Genomic DNA, 17,535 nt, shown 5'->3' on the forward strand with positions numbered 1-17,535 from the left:
GGCGCCTCAGCAATGATTAGCGACGGCGAAATTGGAAAGCAATAGCCGCTGACCGGGCTCCCGCTACGGTCCGCTTACGTAGCAAGGGCCTGCTGGCGCCGCTCAGTCCATGAGGGCGGGCCCCGGCCGCGTACCGGCCGATTACTAAGAAAGGCCGTAAGGGACCGAAGTCCCGTGCTGCGCGTCACGTTCGGGGCCCGTCGTCCGCCCCGCCGAAAACCGCGTGAAATGGCCTCGGAACCCGATTTTCGGGGACGGCGCGCAAACCCTTGTGGCCCGCGTCACCCTTTTCCGCGGCGGCGCGCGGGTAAGTGGCGCCGGTCACCCGGGAAAGGGATTGATCGGGGAAATCTATGAGCGCAATAGGCGCGGAGAAAGCAAAAACGCGGCCGGCCGGTCGGCCGGCCGCGTGTGCGGCCCGTGCGGGCGCCGGGGCGCCCCGGAGGGGTCAGCCCTGGAAGGGTCAGCCCTGGAGGGACTTCCAGAACTCCTCGAAGGAGAGCTTGCCGTCCGCGTTCGCGTCCTTGGCGGCGATGACGGCCTCGGCGACCGGCCCGGTGACGTAGGGGTCGCCCATCTCCGCCATGGCCCGCTTGTACTCGTCCGCGGTGATCAGCCCGTCGCCGTCCGCGTCGAACCGGCTGAACGCGGCCTTCGCCGCCTCGATGTCTGCCACGGGGTGCCCCCTTGATGTCGGTGTCGCTGCATTGACCTGGGTACATTAACCGACTGTCACCGGGCCGCCGACCACGCCCCGGCCCGCCGCTGCGCCGCAGGTCAGCCCGTGAGGCGCCGTGCCAGGTAGGCCGCCGTACGGCTGTCCGGCGACGCCGCCACCTCGGCCGGGGTGCCGGTGGCCACGATGCGGCCGCCGGCCGCGCCGCCGCCCGGCCCCAGGTCGACCACGTGGTCGGCGCCCGCGACCACCCCCATGTCGTGCTCGACGACCACGACGGTGTTGCCCGCGTCCACCAGCCCGTGCAGCTGCCGCAGCAGCACCTCGGTGTCGGCCGGGTGCAGGCCGGTGGTGGGCTCGTCCAGCAGGTAGAGGGTGTGGCCGCGGTGGGCGCGCTGGAGCTCGGTGGCGAGCTTGATGCGCTGGGCCTCGCCGCCGGACAGCTCGGTGGCGGGCTGGCCCAGGCGCAGGTAGCCCAGGCCCACGTCCTGGAGGGTGCGCAGGCTGCGGGCCGCGGCCGGTACGTCGGTGAGGAAGTCCGCCGCGGTGTCCACCGTCATACCCAGCACGTCGGCGACGGTACGGCCGCGGTAGGTGATCTCCAGGGTCTCCGGGTTGTAGCGGGCGCCGTGGCAGGCGGTGCAGGGTGCGTACGTACCGGGCAGGAAGAGCAGCTCGACGGCGACGAAGCCCTCGCCCTGGCAGGTCTCGCAGCGCCCGCTCGCCACGTTGAAGGAGAAGCGGCCCGCCGTGTAGCCGCGGGCGCGGGCCTCGTCGGTGGCGGCGAAGACCTTGCGTACGGCGTCGAAGAGACCGGTGTAGGTGGCGAGGTTGGAGCGCGGGGTGCGGCCGATGGGCTTCTGGTCGACGCGGACGAGCCGGTCGACCGCCTCCAGGCCCTTGGCTCCGGTGAGCCGTGCCCGTGCGGCGTCCGTCTCGTCCTCCTCGGGCCCCGCGCCGAGGTGGTCGGTGACGGCGTCCGCGAGGACCCGGGTGACCAGCGTGGACTTGCCGGACCCGGAGACGCCGGTGACGGCCGTGAAGACGCCGAGCGGGAAGGCGGCGTCCACGCCGCGCAGGTTGTGCAGGGTGACGCCGTGCAGGGAGAGCTGTCCGACGGGCTCGCGGGGCGGGCGGGCGGCGGGCGGCGCGTCGTCGAAGAGGAAGCGCCGGGTGGCGGACTCGGTGACCTGCGCGAGGTCCGCGACGGGGCCGCTGTGCAGGACGCGCCCGCCGTGCTCGCCCGCCTGCGGCCCGACGTCCACGATCCAGTCCGCCTGCCGCACGACGTCCATGTCGTGCTCCACCACGAAGAGCGTGTTGCCCGCTTCCTTGAGGCGCCCGAGGACGGTGAGCAGGGCCTCGGTGTCCGCCGGGTGCAGGCCCGCCGAGGGCTCGTCCAGGACGTACACGACGCCGAAGAGGCCGGAGCGGAGCTGGGTGGCCAGCCGCAGCCGCTGGAGTTCCCCGGCGGAGAGGGTGGGGGCCGCGCGGTCCATGCTCAGATAGCCCAGGCCCAGCTCGGTGAGGACGTCGATACGGGCGACCAGGTCCCGGGCCAGGGCCGGCGCCACCCCGTCGTCCGCGGCTTCCGCCGTGGGCCGCAGCAGCCGCGCCAGGCCGCTCAGCGGCAGCCCGGACAGCTCCGCGATGTCGTGCCCGGCGAAGGTGACGGCCAGCGCTTCCGGCCGCAGCCGCCGCCCGCCGCAGCCGGGGCAGGGCGCGGAGACCAGATACCGCTGGACGCGTTGGCGCAGCGTCTCGCTCTTGGAGTCGGCGAAGGTGTGCAGGACGTAGCGCCTGGCGCTCTGGTACTGGCCTTGGTAGGGGCGGTGGATGCGGCCCGCTTCCCGTACGGGGTGCACGGTGACGACGGGCTGCTCGTCGGTGAACAGGATCCAGTCCCGGTCGGCGGCCGGCAGCTCCCGCCACGGCCTGTCGATGTCGTACCCGAGCGCGGCCAGCACGTCCCGCAGGTTCTTGCCCTGCCAGGCACCGGGCCAGGCCGCGATGGCGCCGTCCCGGATGGACAGGGAGGGGTCCGGTACGAGCGATTCCTCGGTGACCCGGTGGACGCGGCCCAGGCCGTGGCACTCCGGGCAGGCGCCGGCGGCGGTGTTCGGGGAGAAGGCGTCGGAGTCCAGCCGCTCCGGCGCGTCGTCCGGATACGTCCCGGCGCGGGAGAAGAGCATGCGCAGGGTGTTGGAGAGGGTGGTGACGGTGCCGACGGAGGAGCGGGAGGTGGGGGCCGAGCGGCGCTGCTCCAGGGCGACGGCGGGCGGCAGCCCGGTGATGTCCTCGACCTTCGGGGCGCCGACCTGGTGGATCAGACGGCGGGCGTAGGGGGCCACCGACTCGAAGTAGCGGCGCTGGGCCTCGGCGTAGACGGTGCCGAAGGCGAGCGAGGACTTGCCGCTGCCGGACACGCCGGTGAACACCGTGACGGTGTCCCTCGGGATGTCCACGTCGACGCCGCGCAGATTGTGTTCCCGGGCGCCGCGCACCCGGACGTACGAGTCGGTCATGCCTTCCATGATCGGTCACCGCCGGACGGCGGCACGCGGGCCCGTCCCCGTGGTCGGGGTCGGGATCGGGGGCGGGCCCGCGGCAGCCGTCACGCGAGGGCGTTGCGTACGCCCTCGCGGGCCTCTTCCCAGGGCGCGGGCGTCGCGATCAGCGCCCGCAGGCCCCTGACCTGGCGGGGCGGCACCCCGATCGCCAGGACGCCGGTGGCCTGGCCGTCCCGCCCGTAGAGGGCGACGGCCTTCCTGGAGTCCGGGTCCAGGACGGTGGCCTCGGACCGGTCGGCGCCGCCGAGCACGCCGTACGCCTGGATCTTCAGGCCGTACTGGTCGGACCAGAAGTACGGCACCGGCGTGAACGGACGGCGCTCGCGGCCCGCGGCGGGGGCCAGTGCCTCCTCCCCCGCCGGCGTCTCCGCCAGCTCGGCGAGGAGGTTGCGGGCGGCGGCCATGCCCTGCTCGGTGGCGTTCATCCGGTGCTCGACGCGCAGCTCGCGCCCGTGCACCGGGTGCTGCCAGCGGGCCACGTCACCGGCGGCGTAGACGCCGGGCGCGGCCGCGCAGTACGCGTCGCAGCGCAGGCCGTCGGTGGTGTCCAGGGCCGGGTCGGCGCGCAGCCAGCCGACGGCGGGCTCGGAGCCGATGGCGACGAGGACGGTGTCGGCGGGCAGCCGGGTACCGTCGGCCAGCCGTACGGCGGTCACGTGCCGCGCCGGCCCGTCCCCGTCCGCCTCGAAGCCGTCCACAGCGGCGGTACGCAGCGCCACGCCGCGCTCCTGGTGCTCGGCCGCCAGCAGCTCGCCGATCTGCGGCCCGACCGTGCGGGCCATCGGCAGCGCCTCGCGTCCGACGAGCGTGACCTCGTGGCCCAGCTCGCGCGCCACGGCCGCGGCCTCGCAGCCCAGCACGCCGTTGCCGACGACCACGAGGCGCCGGCCCGTGCCGGACAGCCGCTCCTTGAGGGCGAGGGCGTCCTCCAGGGTGCGCAGCGTGTGCACCCCGTCCAGTCCGGCCGCCTCCGGGAGGGTGCGGGCCGCGACACCGGTCGCGACGATCACACCGTCGCAGGCCAGCCGCTCGCCGCTGTCCAGGGTCAGGGTGCGGGTCGCGGTGTCCAGGCCGGTCGCCCGGGTGCCCAGGCGCAGGTCGAGGTCGAGCGCGTCGAGCTGGTCGGCGGCGCGCAGGTGGAGCTTGTCGGGCTGCCAGGCGCCCTGGAGGAGCTGCTTGGACAGCGGCGGCCGGTCGTACGGCGGGTGCGGCTCGTCCCCGACGAGGGTCAGGGTGCCGGTCCAGCCGAAGCGGCGCAGGGCCTCGGCGGCGGCGAGTCCCGCCGCCGAGGCGCCCACGACGGCGATGCGGCGGGGGCTCACTCGTGGACCTGGATGACGGCGGCCGGGCAGATGGCGGCGGCCTCGCGGACCATGTCGTGCTGGTCGGCGGGCGGCGCGGCGTCCAGGAGGACGACCACGCCGTCCTCGTCACGCTGGTCGAAGACGTCGGGGGCGATCAGCACGCACTGACCGGCGGCGCAGCACTTGTCGGCGTCGAGAGTGATGTTCATGGCAGGAGTCTCCTGAGGGCAGGCGGGGCGGGGAAGAGGGGTGTCACCAGGTGACGGGCAGGGCGTGGCAGCCGTAGATCGCCATGTCGCTGCGGAACGGGATCTCGTCCAGGGGGACCGCGGGCCGCAGCTCCGGGAAGCGGCGCAGCAGGGTGCCGATGACGACCTGGAGTTCGACGCGGGCCAGGGCCTGGCCGAGGCACTGGTGGATGCCGTAGCCGAAGGCGACGTGGTGCTGGGCGTTGGGGCGGCACACGTCGAGCGCGTCGGGGTCCTCGAAGACCTCCGGGTCGCGGTTGGCGGACGGCACGGCCACCACCACGCCCTCCCCGGCCCGGATGAGCTGCCCGCCGATCTCGATGTCCTCGGTGGCGGCGCGGCGCGGCCCGTTGCGGATGATGCTGTGGAAGCGCAGCAGCTCCTCGACGGCGCCGCGGATCAGGGCGGGCTCGGCGCGCAGCCGGTCCGCGGTCTCCCGGTCGCGCATCAGGGTGAGCGCGCTCAGGCCGATCATGTTGGCGGTGGTCTCGTGGCCCGCGATGAGCAGCAGCCCGGCGAAGGCCACCACGTCGTCGTGGGTGATCTCGCCCGGGACCTGCTGCTCGGCGATCAGGCGGCCGAGGATGTCGTCGCCGGGCGCGGCCTCCTTGGCGCTCACCAGCTGGTGCAGGTAGGAGCGGAGTTCGGCCCGCGCGCTCTCCCGCTCCTCGTGGGTGACCGTACGGGACAGCAGGGTGCCGGTGAGCTGCTGGAACAGCTCGTGGTCGGCGTACGGGACGCCGAGCAGCAGGCTGATGACGAGCGAGGGCACCGGCAGCGCGAGCGCCTCGACGAGGTCCACGTCCTGGCCGGCGCGCTGCTCCATGGCGTCGCACAGCTCGTCGGTCAGGCGCTGGATCTCGGGGCGCATCGCCTCGACGCGCTTGACCATGAACTCCCGGGTGACCATGCGGCGCAGCCGGGTGTGCTCGGGCGGGTCCATGCGGATGAAGCCGCGGTGCTCGGTGGTGGCGCCGCCGGTCATGCCGCTCAGCGGGTAGCCGGGGCGGGTGGTGTCGGAGCTGAAGCGGGTGTCGCCGAGGATGGCGCGGATGTCGGCGTACCGGGTGGCCAGCCAGGCTTCGGTGCCGTCCGGCAGCGAGATCTTCGACAGCGGCGCCTCGGTGCGCAGCCGCGCGAACTCGGCGGGCGGGTCGAACGGGCAGCCCTGCGGCGGCTGCACGGGGAGCGCCGGCGCGGCGGCGGGGGCAGTGGGAGAGGGGGTCATGTCGCTCCTTGGGAGCACGCGGGCAGGGGCGTGCGCCCTGTGTCGGACGTTCACCTAACGCCCGTAAACTTACATGCGTAATCCACGGGTGCGACGGTGGGGGTGGGGGTGGTGTCCGGTGAACGGCACGCCACGTCGGCGGGGGTGCCGGAAATGGCCGGGGCGCTCCCGAAGCGCCCGGGTTCAGCGGTTCTCGCCCGGTCCGTCCGGCGAGCCGTCCCGCTCCATCAGCAGGTGCAGGATCTCGTCCACGTAGCGGTACAGCCGTCCGGCGTCCTTGCGGCTGGGCATGACCTGCCACAGCATGACCCGGCCGTGCACCGCGGACCACAGCACGTACGGCGCCTCCTCGCGGGTGCCGCGCACCCGCCACCCCGCGGTCTCGCACGCGGTGAGGGCGTCGTGCAGGCCGCGCACCAGGCGCCCCGCCGGGTGGCCGGCCAGCCGCTCCGGTTCGACCGGCGTCTGCCGGGTCTCGTACAGCAGTCGGTACTTGGCGGGGTGGTCCACGGCGTACCGGCAGTACGCGCGCAGCTGGGCGCGGAGCAGGTCCACGGGGTCGTCGGTGTCCGCCGCTGCCGACGCCTCCGCCATCGCCGCCCGCAGCCGCTCGTAGCTGACCTCCAGCGCGGCCCAGACCAGCTCGGTCTTGTCGGCGAAGTGCCGGTAGATGCTGGGAGCGGCGACGCCCGCCTCGCGGGCCACGGCGCGCAGCGACAGGGCGTCCTCGCTGCCGACCTCTTCGAGGAGGCGTTCGGTGGCGCGCAGCAGTTCCTCGCGCAGGCGCTCGCCCTGCCCGCGCGGATTGCGGGACCGTACGGCCGCACTCTCACCCACCGCCGTCACGCCCCTTCCGCGTCCCGCACCGCTGTCGACCGCCGGGCGGGGCAGCCGCCCGGCGCGCCCGTGTCCGTGGTGCTCACGACCGGTCCGGGCCGGCCTTCAGGGTTTCACATCGCGGAAGGCGCCCGTACCCGCCGTCTCCCTCCGGGGGCACCGTGACGTCCCGGCCGCTCCCCCGTCACCGGCCCATCGTGAGCCCGGCGCCCGCCGCTCCCCGGCTGAGAACCGCCTCGCGGATGCCTTCCCGTACAACGGAACGGTCCCCGGTGGCGGCGAGATTGACCATGCGCAGCGGCGGCCCGTGGGCGGAGAGCTGGGGAATGTACTCGGCCTTGGTGACCCGCCAGCGCTCCCCCTCCTTCGCGGGCGGCTCGAAGCGGAAGCGGGCGATGGTGCCCCAGTTGCCGCGCGGGCTCTCCATGATCCCGGCGATCTGGTCGCCCATGCCGTAAACCACCCAGGTGCCGTTCAGCTTCTCGTACGGCTGCGGGGTGTGCGCGTGGGTGCCGACGACGAGGTCGATGTCGGGCCGGCCGCCGGTGTGCGCTTCCGTGAGCGCCTTGGCGACCTTGAGCTGCTGCTCGTCCGGTTCGGTCCGGTACTCGGTGCCCCAGTGCGGGCTGACCACGACGACGTCGGCGCCGGCCCGGCGGGCGGCCCGCGCGTCCGCGACGATCTTCCCGGCGTCGATGACGCGGACCGTCCACGGCTTGCCCGCCGGCTGCGGCACGCCGTTGGTGCCGTACGTGTACGAGAGCTGGGCCACGCGCGCCCCGCCGGGCGCCTTCAGCAGCGCGGGCCGGCCGGCCTCGGCGGCGTCCCGGGCCGAGCCGGTGTGCTTGATCCCGGCCCGGTCCAGCGTGTCGAGGGTGCGCCGGACGCCTTCGGCGCCGTCGTCGAGGGTGTGGTTGGAGGCCGTGGAGCAGGAGTCGTACCCGGTGGCCTTGAGCGCGTCGGCCACCTGGGGCGGCGCCTTGAAGGCGGGGTAGCCGGTGAACGGCCCGCCCTCGGGACCGAACGGTGTCTCCAGGTGGCAGATCGCCAGATCGGCCCCCTCGATCACGGGTTTCACCCCGGCGAGGATGGCCCGGTAGTCGTAGCCGCCGCCTCCGGCGTCCTGGCGCGCCGTCTCCAGCACGGACGGGTACGAGGCGATGACGTCCCCGGACGCGGCGAGGGTGAAGCCCGCGGAGGCCCGGTGGCCGGAGTGCTGCGGCACGCCGGTCGCGGGGGCGGGCGTACGGCCGTCCGGACCGGAGGCGGGGCGCGCCGGCCGTCCGGTCTCCTGCTGGGGCGCGCAGCTCACGGCCAGGGCTATGAGGAGCAGGGCGACGCCGTACGGTCGGTACTGGTTCATGCATCCACGCATAACAGCCCGAATGCAGCAATAAACCGATTAATACGCCCGCCGACCCCGGTGGTCCCCCGCCACCGCCCGACCGGGGCGCACCGGCTCGCGCGAAGCGGCCCGGGCCGCATAATCCGGACCGCGCGGCACCGCGAAAACCTGTTGGTCCCCCAGGGCGGCCCCTGCTGCTTTTTCCGGCGGCCGTGCGAAAGGACGAGGAGGTGGTACCCGTGAACGTTTCGACATGGGGGCTCTCCTCCGGGGTCACGGTCGGGCGACAGGCCGTCCGGGAGCGCCGTTCCAGCGCCCTCCCGAAAGGCACGGCCATGCGCATCACCACGGAACAGCGCCTCGACGAGGCGTCGTCGAGCGCGCCCTCACCCTCGACGGGATCCCCGGCATCCTGCGGACGCCCGAAGCCGCATCCGCATCCGCGCCGGTACCACTGATCCTGCTCGGCCACCCCACGCTCGGGCTACGCACGACGCGCCCCCGGCTGGTGGCCCGGGCCCGGCACTCCGCGGCGCAGGGCTTCGCCACGGCCACCGTCGAGCTCCCCGGAAGCGGCGACCGGCCCGGTCGGCCCGCCCTCGACCGGGCCCGCGCCGGCCTTCGCCGGGCGGCGCATGGGCGGGCACACCGGTGTCCCGCAGTCCGCGGGGGACGCCGCGGCCCAGTTCTTCACCCGGCACCTGCACCGGCCGCGGGCCGGTCGGCACCCGGGAGCCTGACAGCCCCTTGAGACGGTGCCGAGCGCCCCCACAGGCGCCGCACGGCGCCCCGTCCCGCCGCGCGGACGATCCGCCTTAAGGTACCCGGATGACCCGCCCTCCCCTGAGTGACGACCTCTTCCCCGCCGGCCTCCCCGTGTACGCCACCGTGGGCCGCACCGCGGACGGGCGTGCCTGGCTGGACCGGCTGCCCGCCACCGTCCGGGCCGTGCAGGAGCAGTGGGACCTGCGCCTCGGTCCGCCCCTGCACGGCGGCAGCTGCTCGTGGGTCGCCCCCGTGCGGCTCCCGGACGGCGGCGAGGCGGTGCTCAAGGTCACCTGGCCGCACCGCGAGGCCGCCGGGGAGGCCCCGGCCCTGCGCGCGTGGGGCGGGAGCGGCGCCGTACGGCTGCTGCGCCACGACCGGGAGCGGTACGCGCTGCTGATCGAACGCTGCACACCGGGCGAAGAACTGGGCGACAGCCCGCTCCCCGCGGCCGAACGGCTGCTGCTGGGCGCCGGCGTGCTGCGCGACCTGTGGGCCGCGCCCGCACCACCGGACGGCGAACTGGAGCGGGTCGCCGACGTGTGCGCCGAATGGGCCGACACGATCGAGGAACGCATGGCCCGCATCCGGCCCGGCTACGACCCCGGTCTGGTCCGGCTCGGCGCCCGGCTGCTGCGCGACCTGCCCGCCACCGCCACCCGCGAGGTCGTGGTGCACGGCGACTTCAACCCCGGCAACGTGCTCGCCGCGCGCCGCCGGCCGTGGCTGGCCATCGACCCCAAGTCCATGGTCGGCGACCCCGGTTACGACCCCTGGCCGCTGCTGGAGCAGATCGACGACCCCTTCGAGTACGACGACCCGCGCCCGGTCCTGCGCGAACGCTTCGCGCTGGTGGCCGACGCCCTCGGCGAGGACCCGGCCCGCCTGCCGGCCTGGGCGGCGGCCCGCACCGTGGAGAACGCGCTGTGGTGCGCCGCCCACGGTGAAGTACCGGACGGAGCGGAAGAGCTGGAGGTGGCGGCGGTACTGGCCGATCTGGCGGGGCTGTGAAACGGCCGGTACGAGAAGCCACTCGGCCCGGGAAACGCACCTTCGACAGGGCCGTGCTGGCAGCTGCCTTCACCGGGACTTCGGCGGTCGCCCACGATCACGCGAGGGTGCCTCCACGCTGAGCCGCCCGCGACCGAACCGGACCCCAGCCTGCTCGCCAGCAGGGCCGGGGCCAGGCCGTCGCGCCCCAGTTGCCGCCGCCGGCGCGTCCGTGGCGGCGAGCAGCCGCAGGACGTCCGCCTCACGCGTGAGCAGCCCCTCCGCGCTCCGCAGGAAGACCTGGCGGTCCCCCCTCGCCGCGGGTCAGGCGACCTCGATCCCGAACTCCTGCACCAGCGCCTCCAGGCCGCCCGGGTAGCCCTTGCCGCCGAGGACGAAGTCCCAGTCGCCGTTGGCGCGCCGGCGGAAGGAGCCGAGGACCAGCGCCGTCTCGCCGCCGCGGCCGTCCGAGACCTCCAGCTGCCCGAGTTCGGTGCCGGACGGGTCGACGAGGCGGATGCACGCGTCGGTGAAGCCGGACAGGTCCGCGTGCGGGTCGGTCTCGGGGTCGACGGCCGCGACGAGGACGAGCCGGTCCGCGGTGGCGGGCAGCGCGTCGAAGGCCACCTGTACGGCGGCCCGGTCGGGGGCGAAGCCGGCCAGCATCCGTACCGTGCCGTCCGGGGTGCGCGGGTTGTTGTAGAAGACGAAGTGGTCGTCGCTCAGTACGCGGTTGCCCTGGCAGACCAGCGCGCAGACGTCGAGGGAGACGCTGCCGGACCAGTTCATGCCGAGGACGCTGCCGGAGTCGGTGGCCGGGGCCGGGCCGGAGCCCGGGTCCGGGTGCGGGGTCTGCTCCGGGCGCGTCGCGTCGTCGTCCTCCCCGGCGGGTGCCTGCCGCCGGTCCGGGACCGGGGCGGGGCCGAGACGGCCGCGCAGGCCGTGGCGGGCCAGCAGGTCGACCAGTTCGGACCCGCTGATCAGGGTCAGCGGTTTGCCGTTGGCGAAGGCGTGGGCGCCGGGGCCGAAGCGGGACGTGGTCACCAGGACGCCCTTGTTGGCGCCTTCGGACTGGACGGTGCCGAACAGGTCGCGTACGGCGGTCGGCGGGACGGTGTTGCGGTAGCGCTTCACCTGCACGATGATCTTGCCACCGCGGATGGGGTCGGAGTCCAGCGCGTCCACGTCCACCCCGCCGTCCCCGGACCGCCGGGTCGTCAGGGCCTGCATCCCCATCGCGCGGAACAGCTCGGCGACCAGGTCCTCGAAGGCGATCGGGTCCATGGTGAACAGGTCCGGTTCCGCCGCGCCGCCGTGGGTGACCACACCGCCGCCGACGTCGCCGGGCTGCCGCGCCGGCCGGACCGCGGCCCGCTGGTCGGGGCGCGCGGACAGCTGCCCGGGCAGGGCGCCGGTGAGGCAGTCCACGGCGCTGACCTGTGCCAGGTGCAGTTCCCCGAAGGTGTCCCTGGGAGCGGTGACGGTGGCCAGACAGATCTGCGCGGGGCGTCCGGTGGCCGGGTCCACGTCGTCGACGAAGCCGTTGACCACCACCGAGTCGAGCGTGCGGGACGGGTCCGCCGCGAACAGGTCGTGCACCACCAGCAGGACGGACTGGGCCAGCACGTCACGGTAGGCCGCCCGCCGCTGGGTCACCGGCCGGGCGACGTCCTTGTCCTGGTCGGCCGCGTACAGGTAGCGCACCGCCTTGGCCGCGGGCACGATGTCGAAGCCGGGCAGTTCCCAGTCCAGTACGAGCTGGCGGGCCGCCGGGTCGTAGGCGGCCCGGACACGGCGCGGGAAGCCTTCCGGGCGGCCGGTGGCGGCGTACAGCGCGGCGGAGAAGTACTCCACCACCGCATCGGGGTCGCCGGAGCGCAGCCCCGTGAGCAGTTCCTCGACCGCGGCGTTGTGGCTCCTGGTCTGCGCGAGCTGCCCGGCGGCCCACTGGTCGTACTGCCGCCGGTACTCCTCCAGTTGACGCAGGCGCTGCGCCTCCGCGGCCTGCGCGGCGTGCCAGTCGTGTGCGTAACGCGCCCTGGCCTCCTCCTGCGCCTGCGCGCGGCGGGCGCCGCCGAGGTCCCAGCCGGTGGCCTGCGGCTGGTAGGCGGCCGGGTCGGGCATCGGTACGGGGACGGCGAGCCGGCCGGGCGCGAACGGCTCGACGTACTCGGGACGGCGCAGCGTGCCGGGGCTGAAGGCCGGGGCCCGGCAGCCGTCGGCCAGCAGGCCGGACAGCTCGGCCATGCGCGCTTCCAGCTCCTCGGTGCGGCGGCGGGCGTCGGCCTCGCGGTGCTGCCGGTACGCGGTCTGCCGTTCGCGCTGCATACGGGCCATGGCGCGCTCGGTGTCGCGCTGCTGCCGCTCCTGGTCGCGGCGGGCCTGTTCGCCGGCCCGCCGCTGAGCCTCCTGGCGGCGCTGCTGCTGCCGCTGCGCCTCGGCCCAGACGGCCACTAATCCGTTGGAGCGGCGACTCATGTGGATCTACGTCCTCCCCCGGGGCAGCCCACCCCGAACAGCCCGCACCGGCCCATCCACCAGCGGGTATTCATCCGACTTTAGCGGGATCCCGACGGGTCGACCCCCGACGGGTCGCCCCCGACGGGCCGGGCCGGGCGGGGCCGGGGTGAGCCGAAGCGGCGGACCGGCCGGCCGCGCCTCAGCGGCCCAGGAGCGTACGCAGGCGTTCCAGCAGGGGCAGCAGCGCGGCGCGCTCCGCGGGCGTGAGCGCTTCCAGCGCGCCGCGCACGGCGTGCATGTCGGCGCGCACCCGCAGGGCGAGCGCCCGGCCCTCCTCGGTGGCGGTGACCACCTTGCTCCGGCGGTCCTGGGGCGCGGCCTCCCGCCGTACCAGCCCGCGCTCCTGCATGCGGGCGATGAGCCGGGTGGCGTTCGAGGCGTCGCAGACGAGGTGGCCGGCGAGCGCGCTCATCGACAGCGGCTCCTCCAGGGCGATGAGCGCGCGGGCCTGCGCGGTGCTCAGGCCGTGCCGCAGCGCGGCGGCGGCGAGGTCGTCGTAGTAACCGCGGACCACGCCGGCGAACGGCGGGAGGAGGTCGTCGGAGGTGGGCCGGTCGGTGTCGGACACATGGCCAGCATAGCGGGTTACTTGACTTCAGCAATTGTTGGTATTTACATGGAACGAAGCCGGTGCTTGACCTTGTCAAGCGAACGGCTCCGGGCCGGGCCCTCAGCCCCCGCCGCCCGGCCCGGTCAACCCGTACGCATCGGAGACACCACCATGACCAGCAGCACCCCCGAGCAGCCGGACGCCGTGGTCGCGCGGCTGCGCGCCACCTTCCGCACCGGCCGCACCGCTCCCCTGGAGTGGCGCACCGACCAGCTGCGGCGGCTGCGCGCCCTGCTCACCGAGCACGGCAAGGACCTCGCCGCGGCCCTGCACGAGGACCTGGGCAAGGGGGAGGCCGAGGCGTACCGCACCGAGATCGACTTCACGCTGCGCGAGATCGACCACACCCTCGGCCACCTGGCGGAGTGGCTGCGGCCCGAGCCCGCGCCGGTGCCGCCGCACCTCAGCGGCGCGGAAGCCTGGACGGTCTTCGACCCGCTGGGCGTCGTCCTGGTCATCGCCCCCTGGAACTACCCCCTGCAACTGCTGCTCGCGCCCATGGTCGGCGCCCTGGCCTCCGGCAACTGCGTGGTCGCCAAGCCCAGCGAGCTGGCGCCCGCCACCTCCGCCGCCGTGGCCCGCCTGCTCCCCCGCTACCTGGATCCGGACGCGGTCGCGGTGGTCGAGGGCGCCGTCCCGGAGACGACGGCCCTGCTGGAGCAGCGTTTCGACCACATCTTCTACACGGGCAACGGCACCGTCGGCCGCATCGTGATGCGCGCGGCGGCCGAGCACCTGACCCCGGTCACCCTGGAGCTGGGCGGCAAGTCGCCCGCCTTCGTGGACCGCGGTACGGACGCCGACGCGGTCGCCGCGCGGCTGGTGGCCGGCAAGTTCCTGAACGCGGGCCAGACCTGCGTGGCGCCGGACTACGTCCTGACCGACCCGGAGACGGCGGCCCGCCTGGAGCCCGCCCTCGCCCGCGCCGTCACCGCGCTGTACGGCGACGACCCGGCCGCCGCGCCGAACTACAGCCGCATCGTCAACGAGCGGCACTTCGACCGGCTGACCGGTCTGCTCGGCTCGGGCCGCACGGTGACCGGCGGTACGCACGACCGGGACCGCAAGTACATCGCGCCGACCGTGCTCGGCGGCGTCTCGCCCGACGCGCCGGTGATGCGGGAGGAGATCTTCGGGCCGATCCTGCCCGTCGTCGAGGTCGCGGACCTGGACGCGGCCATCGGCTTCGTCAACGACCGCGACAAGCCGCTGGCGCTGTACGCCTTCACGGAGTCGGAGGAGACGCGGCGCCGGCTGACCGAGGAGACCTCCTCGGGCGGCCTCGGCTTCGGCCTGCCGGTCGCCCATCTGACCGTGTCGGACCTGCCGTTCGGCGGGGTCGGCGAGAGCGGCATGGGCCGCTACCACGGCCGGTACTCGATCGAGACGTTCAGCCACCGCAAGGCCGTCCTGTCCAAGCCGCTGGCCTGACGGACGGACCGCCGCCCGCCGCGCCGCGGCCTGCGCGGCGCCAAGGCGCTGCTGCGCTCCGCCGCGCAGGCCGCGGCGCGTGCGCGGGCCGCCTCCGAGCCGTCACCGAGCTCCGTACAGCGCTGCTCGATCATCAGGTGGACGCGCTGGTGGCCCGCTCGCCGTTCCCGGCCGGCCGGTTGCACGTGTCGGTGCTGTACGACGAGCCCCGGGTGCTGCTCGTCCCGGTCGGCCACCGCCTCGCGGGCGAGGAGTCCGTCCCCTCGACGACATCGCCGACGAGCCCCTGCCCCGCCTGCGGCAGGCCGACGCGGAGGGGAACGCCTACTGGCACATCGATCCCCGGCCCGACGGGCGTCCGGCGCCCGACGGTCCCTCCCTCGACGTGCTGGAGGACACGTCCGAGCTGATCGCCGCCGGCCGGGTCGTGGCCATCGCGTCCGGTCTGCGGGCCGTTCAGATCGCGCGGTCGCGGCCGGCCCAGTACGGGTCGCGCAGCCGCCGCTTGAAGAGCTTGCCGGACTCGTCGCGCGGCAGGCGCTCCTCGAAGACCACGGTCCTGGGCACCTTGTACGAGGCGAGCCGGTCGGCGACGTGGGCCCGTACGTCCTCGGCGGTCAGTCCGGCGTCCGGTTCGGGCTCGACGTGTGCGGCGAGCGCTTCGCCGAACTCCTCGTCGGGGATGCCGAAGACGGCCGCGTCGCGCAGTCCGTCGAGGGCGAGCAGGCAGCCTTCGATCTCGGCCGGGTAGATGTTGACGCCGCCGGAGATGACCAGGTCGTTGCGGCGGTCGCTGAGGTAGAGGTAGCCGTCGGCGTCGAGGTGGCCGATGTCGCCGATCGTGACGTAGCCGGGCATCCGCCCGGCCTCCATCGCCGCGCGCTTGGCGGGGTCACCGAGATAGGTGAACTGCGGCCAGGTGTCGGACGGCTTGATGTAGATCTCACCGGTCCGGCCGGTGGGCAGTTCCGCGCCGTCCGGGCCCAGCACCACCACCGAGCAGGTCCCCTCGGCCCGGCCGACCGTACCGGGGTGCGTCAGCCACTCCTGACTGTCGCACCAGGTCACGGCGCCGGTCTCGCTGCCGCCGTAGTACTCCCGCAGCACCGGGCCCAGCCAGTCGATCATGGCGTGCTTGATGTGCGGCGGGCAGGGCGCGGCGGCGTGCACGACGGAGGTGAGCGAGGACAGGTCGTACCGCTCACGGACCTCCTTGGGCAGCCGCAGCAGCCGTACGAACATGGTCGGCACCAGCTGCGTCTGCTGGATGCGGTGGCGTTCGACCAGCCGCAGGAACTCCTCGGCGTCGAAGCGCGGCATCAGGGTGATGTCCAGGCCGCCGGCGAGGGCGAGGACGGCGTGCTGGCTGGGTGAGGCGTGGTAGAGCGGCGCGGGGATCAGGGTGCGGCCGCCGGGCCGCACGGCGAAGTACGCGTAGAACTTGGTCACCGCTTCGGCGAGTTGCTCCTCGCCGACCGGGTCGCGCAGCACCCCCTTGGGGCGGCCGGTGGTGCCCGAGCTGTAGATGACGGTGGACGGCCGGCGGGCGGCCTGCTCGGCGAGCGGCGGGTGGCCGGCGAGCCAGGTGTCCAGGAGGGGGTGGTCGCCGGTCACCGGCGGGGGCGGGAAGCCGCAGGCGGCGGCCGTGCCGTCGGGCACCGGCACCTCGATGAGGCGGGCGCGGTCCGGGAGGGCGGCGGCGACGCCCGGGAGCAGGTCGGTGTGCGCGAAGACGACCTTGCTGTCGCTGTCGGTGAGCACGTGCCGCAGCTCGTCGTGGCGGAAGTGCCAGTTGACGGGGACGGCCGAGACGCCCAGCCGGGCCGCCCCGGCGGCGATCTCCAGGTGTGCGGGCTCGTTGCGCAGCACGATCGCGATCCGCTCCCCGGGCCCGACCCCCAGGGCGCGCAGCCCGGCGGCGATGCGGGCGGCCCGTTCGTGGAACGCGGCGTAGGTGCGCTCCACTCCGGCACAGCGGATGGCGGGGGGCGTGGCGGCGACGTCCATGCAGTCTCCAGACAGTTGCGGCTCGCGCCCATTGAACAGGCGGTTCCGGCAGGCTGCCAGAGTGCTGACAGGGTGTCAGTACGGATTCGGGACAGTGTGGCGCGGTGCGGTTCCGGCGGCGGCACGCAAGAGACAGCGGTGCGCCCGGCGCACCGGAGGGCCGGGCTGGGCGTGAGGTCCGAGGAACGCCGGTCATGCGGCCGCCGGCCCTCCGCATCGCGCCAGAGATCCGGTACCGGTGCTCCGGTGCCCGTCCCGCCGAGGGGCCGCCGGCAGGAACGCGACGGCAGCACCACGCCGGAGCGCGACCGTGCGTCGCACCGCGGTCACCGCCGTACCCGCTCCTATCCTCGGTGAGCATGAACCGACACGAGAAGGACAGGAACGGTCCCGATACGGAAGGGGCCGATGATCACCACGAGATCCTGCGGCGGCACGGCGAGGCCATCGCCCTGTTCGGCAGCCGGGTCCACCGGGTGCGCAAGGACCAGTGGGACGACCCGACGCCGTGCGCCGCGTGGACGGTGCGCGACCTGGTCGGCCATCTGACCGTGGAGCAGCTGTGGGTGCCCCGGCTGGTACGCGACGGTGCCACGATCGAGGAGGTCGGGGACGCGTACGACGATGACCAGCTCGGTGCCGACCCGGCCGGGGCCTGGGGCCGCGCGGCGGTGGCCGCGGTGACGGCGTTCTCCGAGCCCGGCGCGCTGGACCGGACGGTCCACCTGTCGTCGGGGGACAGCACGGCCGCCGCGTACTGCTCGCAGATGATGATGGACGCGGTGGTCCACTCCTGGGACCTGTCGCGCGCGATCCGCGCCGACGAGCGCCTGCCGCAGGAGCTGGCGGCCGCCGCGCTGCGCGAGGTCGAGCCGTACGCGGACGAACTCGCCGAGACCCCGATGTTCGCCGATCCCGTGCCGCCGCCGCCCGGGGCCGACGACCTCACCCGGCTGCTGTGCCTGCTGGGCCGCCGGCCGTGAAGCCCGCCGGCGCCGGGCGGC

General features: G+C 74.5%; 13 protein-coding genes and 2 pseudogenes. 5 read left to right on the forward strand and 10 right to left on the reverse strand.

The features are described from left to right. Window positions 1-463 precede the first annotated feature (463 nt). The 7 genes from AB0L45_RS22565 to AB0L45_RS22595 form a co-directional block, all read right to left on the reverse strand. Complete coding sequence (locus tag AB0L45_RS22565; RefSeq protein ID WP_150245704.1) at window positions 464-676, reverse strand: EF-hand domain-containing protein; 213 nt, start codon at window positions 674-676, stop codon at window positions 464-466. A gap of 101 nt (window positions 677-777) precedes the next feature. After that, the gene (gene uvrA, locus AB0L45_RS22570) at window positions 778-3,201 is read right to left on the reverse strand and encodes an excinuclease ABC subunit UvrA (protein ID WP_365842562.1); all 2,424 of its coding nucleotides are present in this window, start codon (window positions 3,199-3,201) and stop codon (window positions 778-780) included. A gap of 89 nt (window positions 3,202-3,290) precedes the next feature. Further along, complete coding sequence (locus tag AB0L45_RS22575) at window positions 3,291-4,568, reverse strand: FAD-dependent oxidoreductase (protein WP_365842564.1); 1,278 nt, start codon at window positions 4,566-4,568, stop codon at window positions 3,291-3,293. Further along, window positions 4,565-4,759 carry a ferredoxin gene (locus AB0L45_RS22580; RefSeq protein ID WP_030022493.1) on the reverse strand — a complete coding sequence of 65 codons (195 nt, stop codon included), beginning with the start codon at window positions 4,757-4,759 and terminating at the stop codon, window positions 4,565-4,567. The genes AB0L45_RS22575 and AB0L45_RS22580 overlap by 4 nt, the downstream gene beginning before the upstream one ends. 43 nt (window positions 4,760-4,802) lie before the next feature. Then, window positions 4,803-6,026 (reverse strand): cytochrome P450, encoded by a 1,224-nt coding sequence (locus AB0L45_RS22585; protein WP_365842566.1) that lies wholly within the window; start codon window positions 6,024-6,026, stop codon window positions 4,803-4,805. 183 nt (window positions 6,027-6,209) lie between these two features. Beyond that, complete coding sequence (locus AB0L45_RS22590; protein WP_365842568.1) at window positions 6,210-6,863, reverse strand: TetR/AcrR family transcriptional regulator; 654 nt, start codon at window positions 6,861-6,863, stop codon at window positions 6,210-6,212. A 184-nt stretch (window positions 6,864-7,047) separates the two neighbouring features. Then, on the reverse strand, window positions 7,048-8,226 hold the full coding sequence (locus AB0L45_RS22595; protein WP_365842570.1) for a CapA family protein: 1,179 nt from the start codon (window positions 8,224-8,226) through the stop codon (window positions 7,048-7,050). A gap of 317 nt (window positions 8,227-8,543) precedes the next feature. Here AB0L45_RS22595 and AB0L45_RS22600 point away from each other — a divergent pair. Together AB0L45_RS22600 and AB0L45_RS22605 are read left to right on the forward strand one after the other, a co-directional pair. Further along, window positions 8,544-8,839: pseudogene (locus AB0L45_RS22600) on the forward strand (alpha/beta hydrolase); the annotation flags it as partial. Between the two features lie 197 nt (window positions 8,840-9,036). Further along, window positions 9,037-9,984, forward strand: a complete 948-nt coding sequence (locus AB0L45_RS22605; protein ID WP_365842572.1) for an aminoglycoside phosphotransferase family protein — start codon at window positions 9,037-9,039, stop codon at window positions 9,982-9,984. Window positions 9,985-10,287: 303 nt separating this feature from the next. Here the strand turns inward: AB0L45_RS22605 and AB0L45_RS22610 are convergent, their stop codons facing one another. Further along, window positions 10,288-12,441, reverse strand: a complete 2,154-nt coding sequence (locus AB0L45_RS22610) for a restriction endonuclease (RefSeq protein WP_365842574.1) — start codon at window positions 12,439-12,441, stop codon at window positions 10,288-10,290. 181 nt (window positions 12,442-12,622) lie between these two features. Further along, window positions 12,623-13,051, reverse strand: a complete 429-nt coding sequence (locus AB0L45_RS22615; RefSeq protein WP_365842576.1) for a MarR family transcriptional regulator — start codon at window positions 13,049-13,051, stop codon at window positions 12,623-12,625. Window positions 13,052-13,204: 153 nt separating this feature from the next. Between AB0L45_RS22615 and AB0L45_RS22620 the strand changes: the two genes are divergently transcribed. Both AB0L45_RS22620 and AB0L45_RS22625 read left to right on the forward strand, forming a co-directional pair. Then, window positions 13,205-14,524: an aldehyde dehydrogenase family protein gene (locus AB0L45_RS22620; RefSeq protein ID WP_365842578.1), complete on the forward strand. Its 1,320-nt coding sequence runs from the start codon at window positions 13,205-13,207 to the stop codon at window positions 14,522-14,524. Between the two features lie 39 nt (window positions 14,525-14,563). Continuing rightward, window positions 14,564-14,969, forward strand: a pseudogene (locus AB0L45_RS22625) (LysR family transcriptional regulator substrate-binding protein); the annotation flags it as partial. 11 nt (window positions 14,970-14,980) lie between these two features. Here AB0L45_RS22625 and AB0L45_RS22630 read toward each other — a convergent pair. Beyond that, on the reverse strand, window positions 14,981-16,531 hold the full coding sequence (locus AB0L45_RS22630) for an AMP-binding protein (RefSeq protein ID WP_365842580.1): 1,551 nt from the start codon (window positions 16,529-16,531) through the stop codon (window positions 14,981-14,983). 359 nt (window positions 16,532-16,890) lie between these two features. Between AB0L45_RS22630 and AB0L45_RS22635 the strand changes: the two genes are divergently transcribed. Further along, window positions 16,891-17,514: a TIGR03086 family metal-binding protein gene (locus AB0L45_RS22635; RefSeq protein WP_365842582.1), complete on the forward strand. Its 624-nt coding sequence runs from the start codon at window positions 16,891-16,893 to the stop codon at window positions 17,512-17,514. Window positions 17,515-17,535 lie beyond the last annotated feature (21 nt).

The organism is Streptomyces sp. NPDC052496 (assembly GCF_040679095.1).
Classification (GTDB): Bacteria; Actinomycetota; Actinomycetes; order Streptomycetales; family Streptomycetaceae; genus Streptomyces.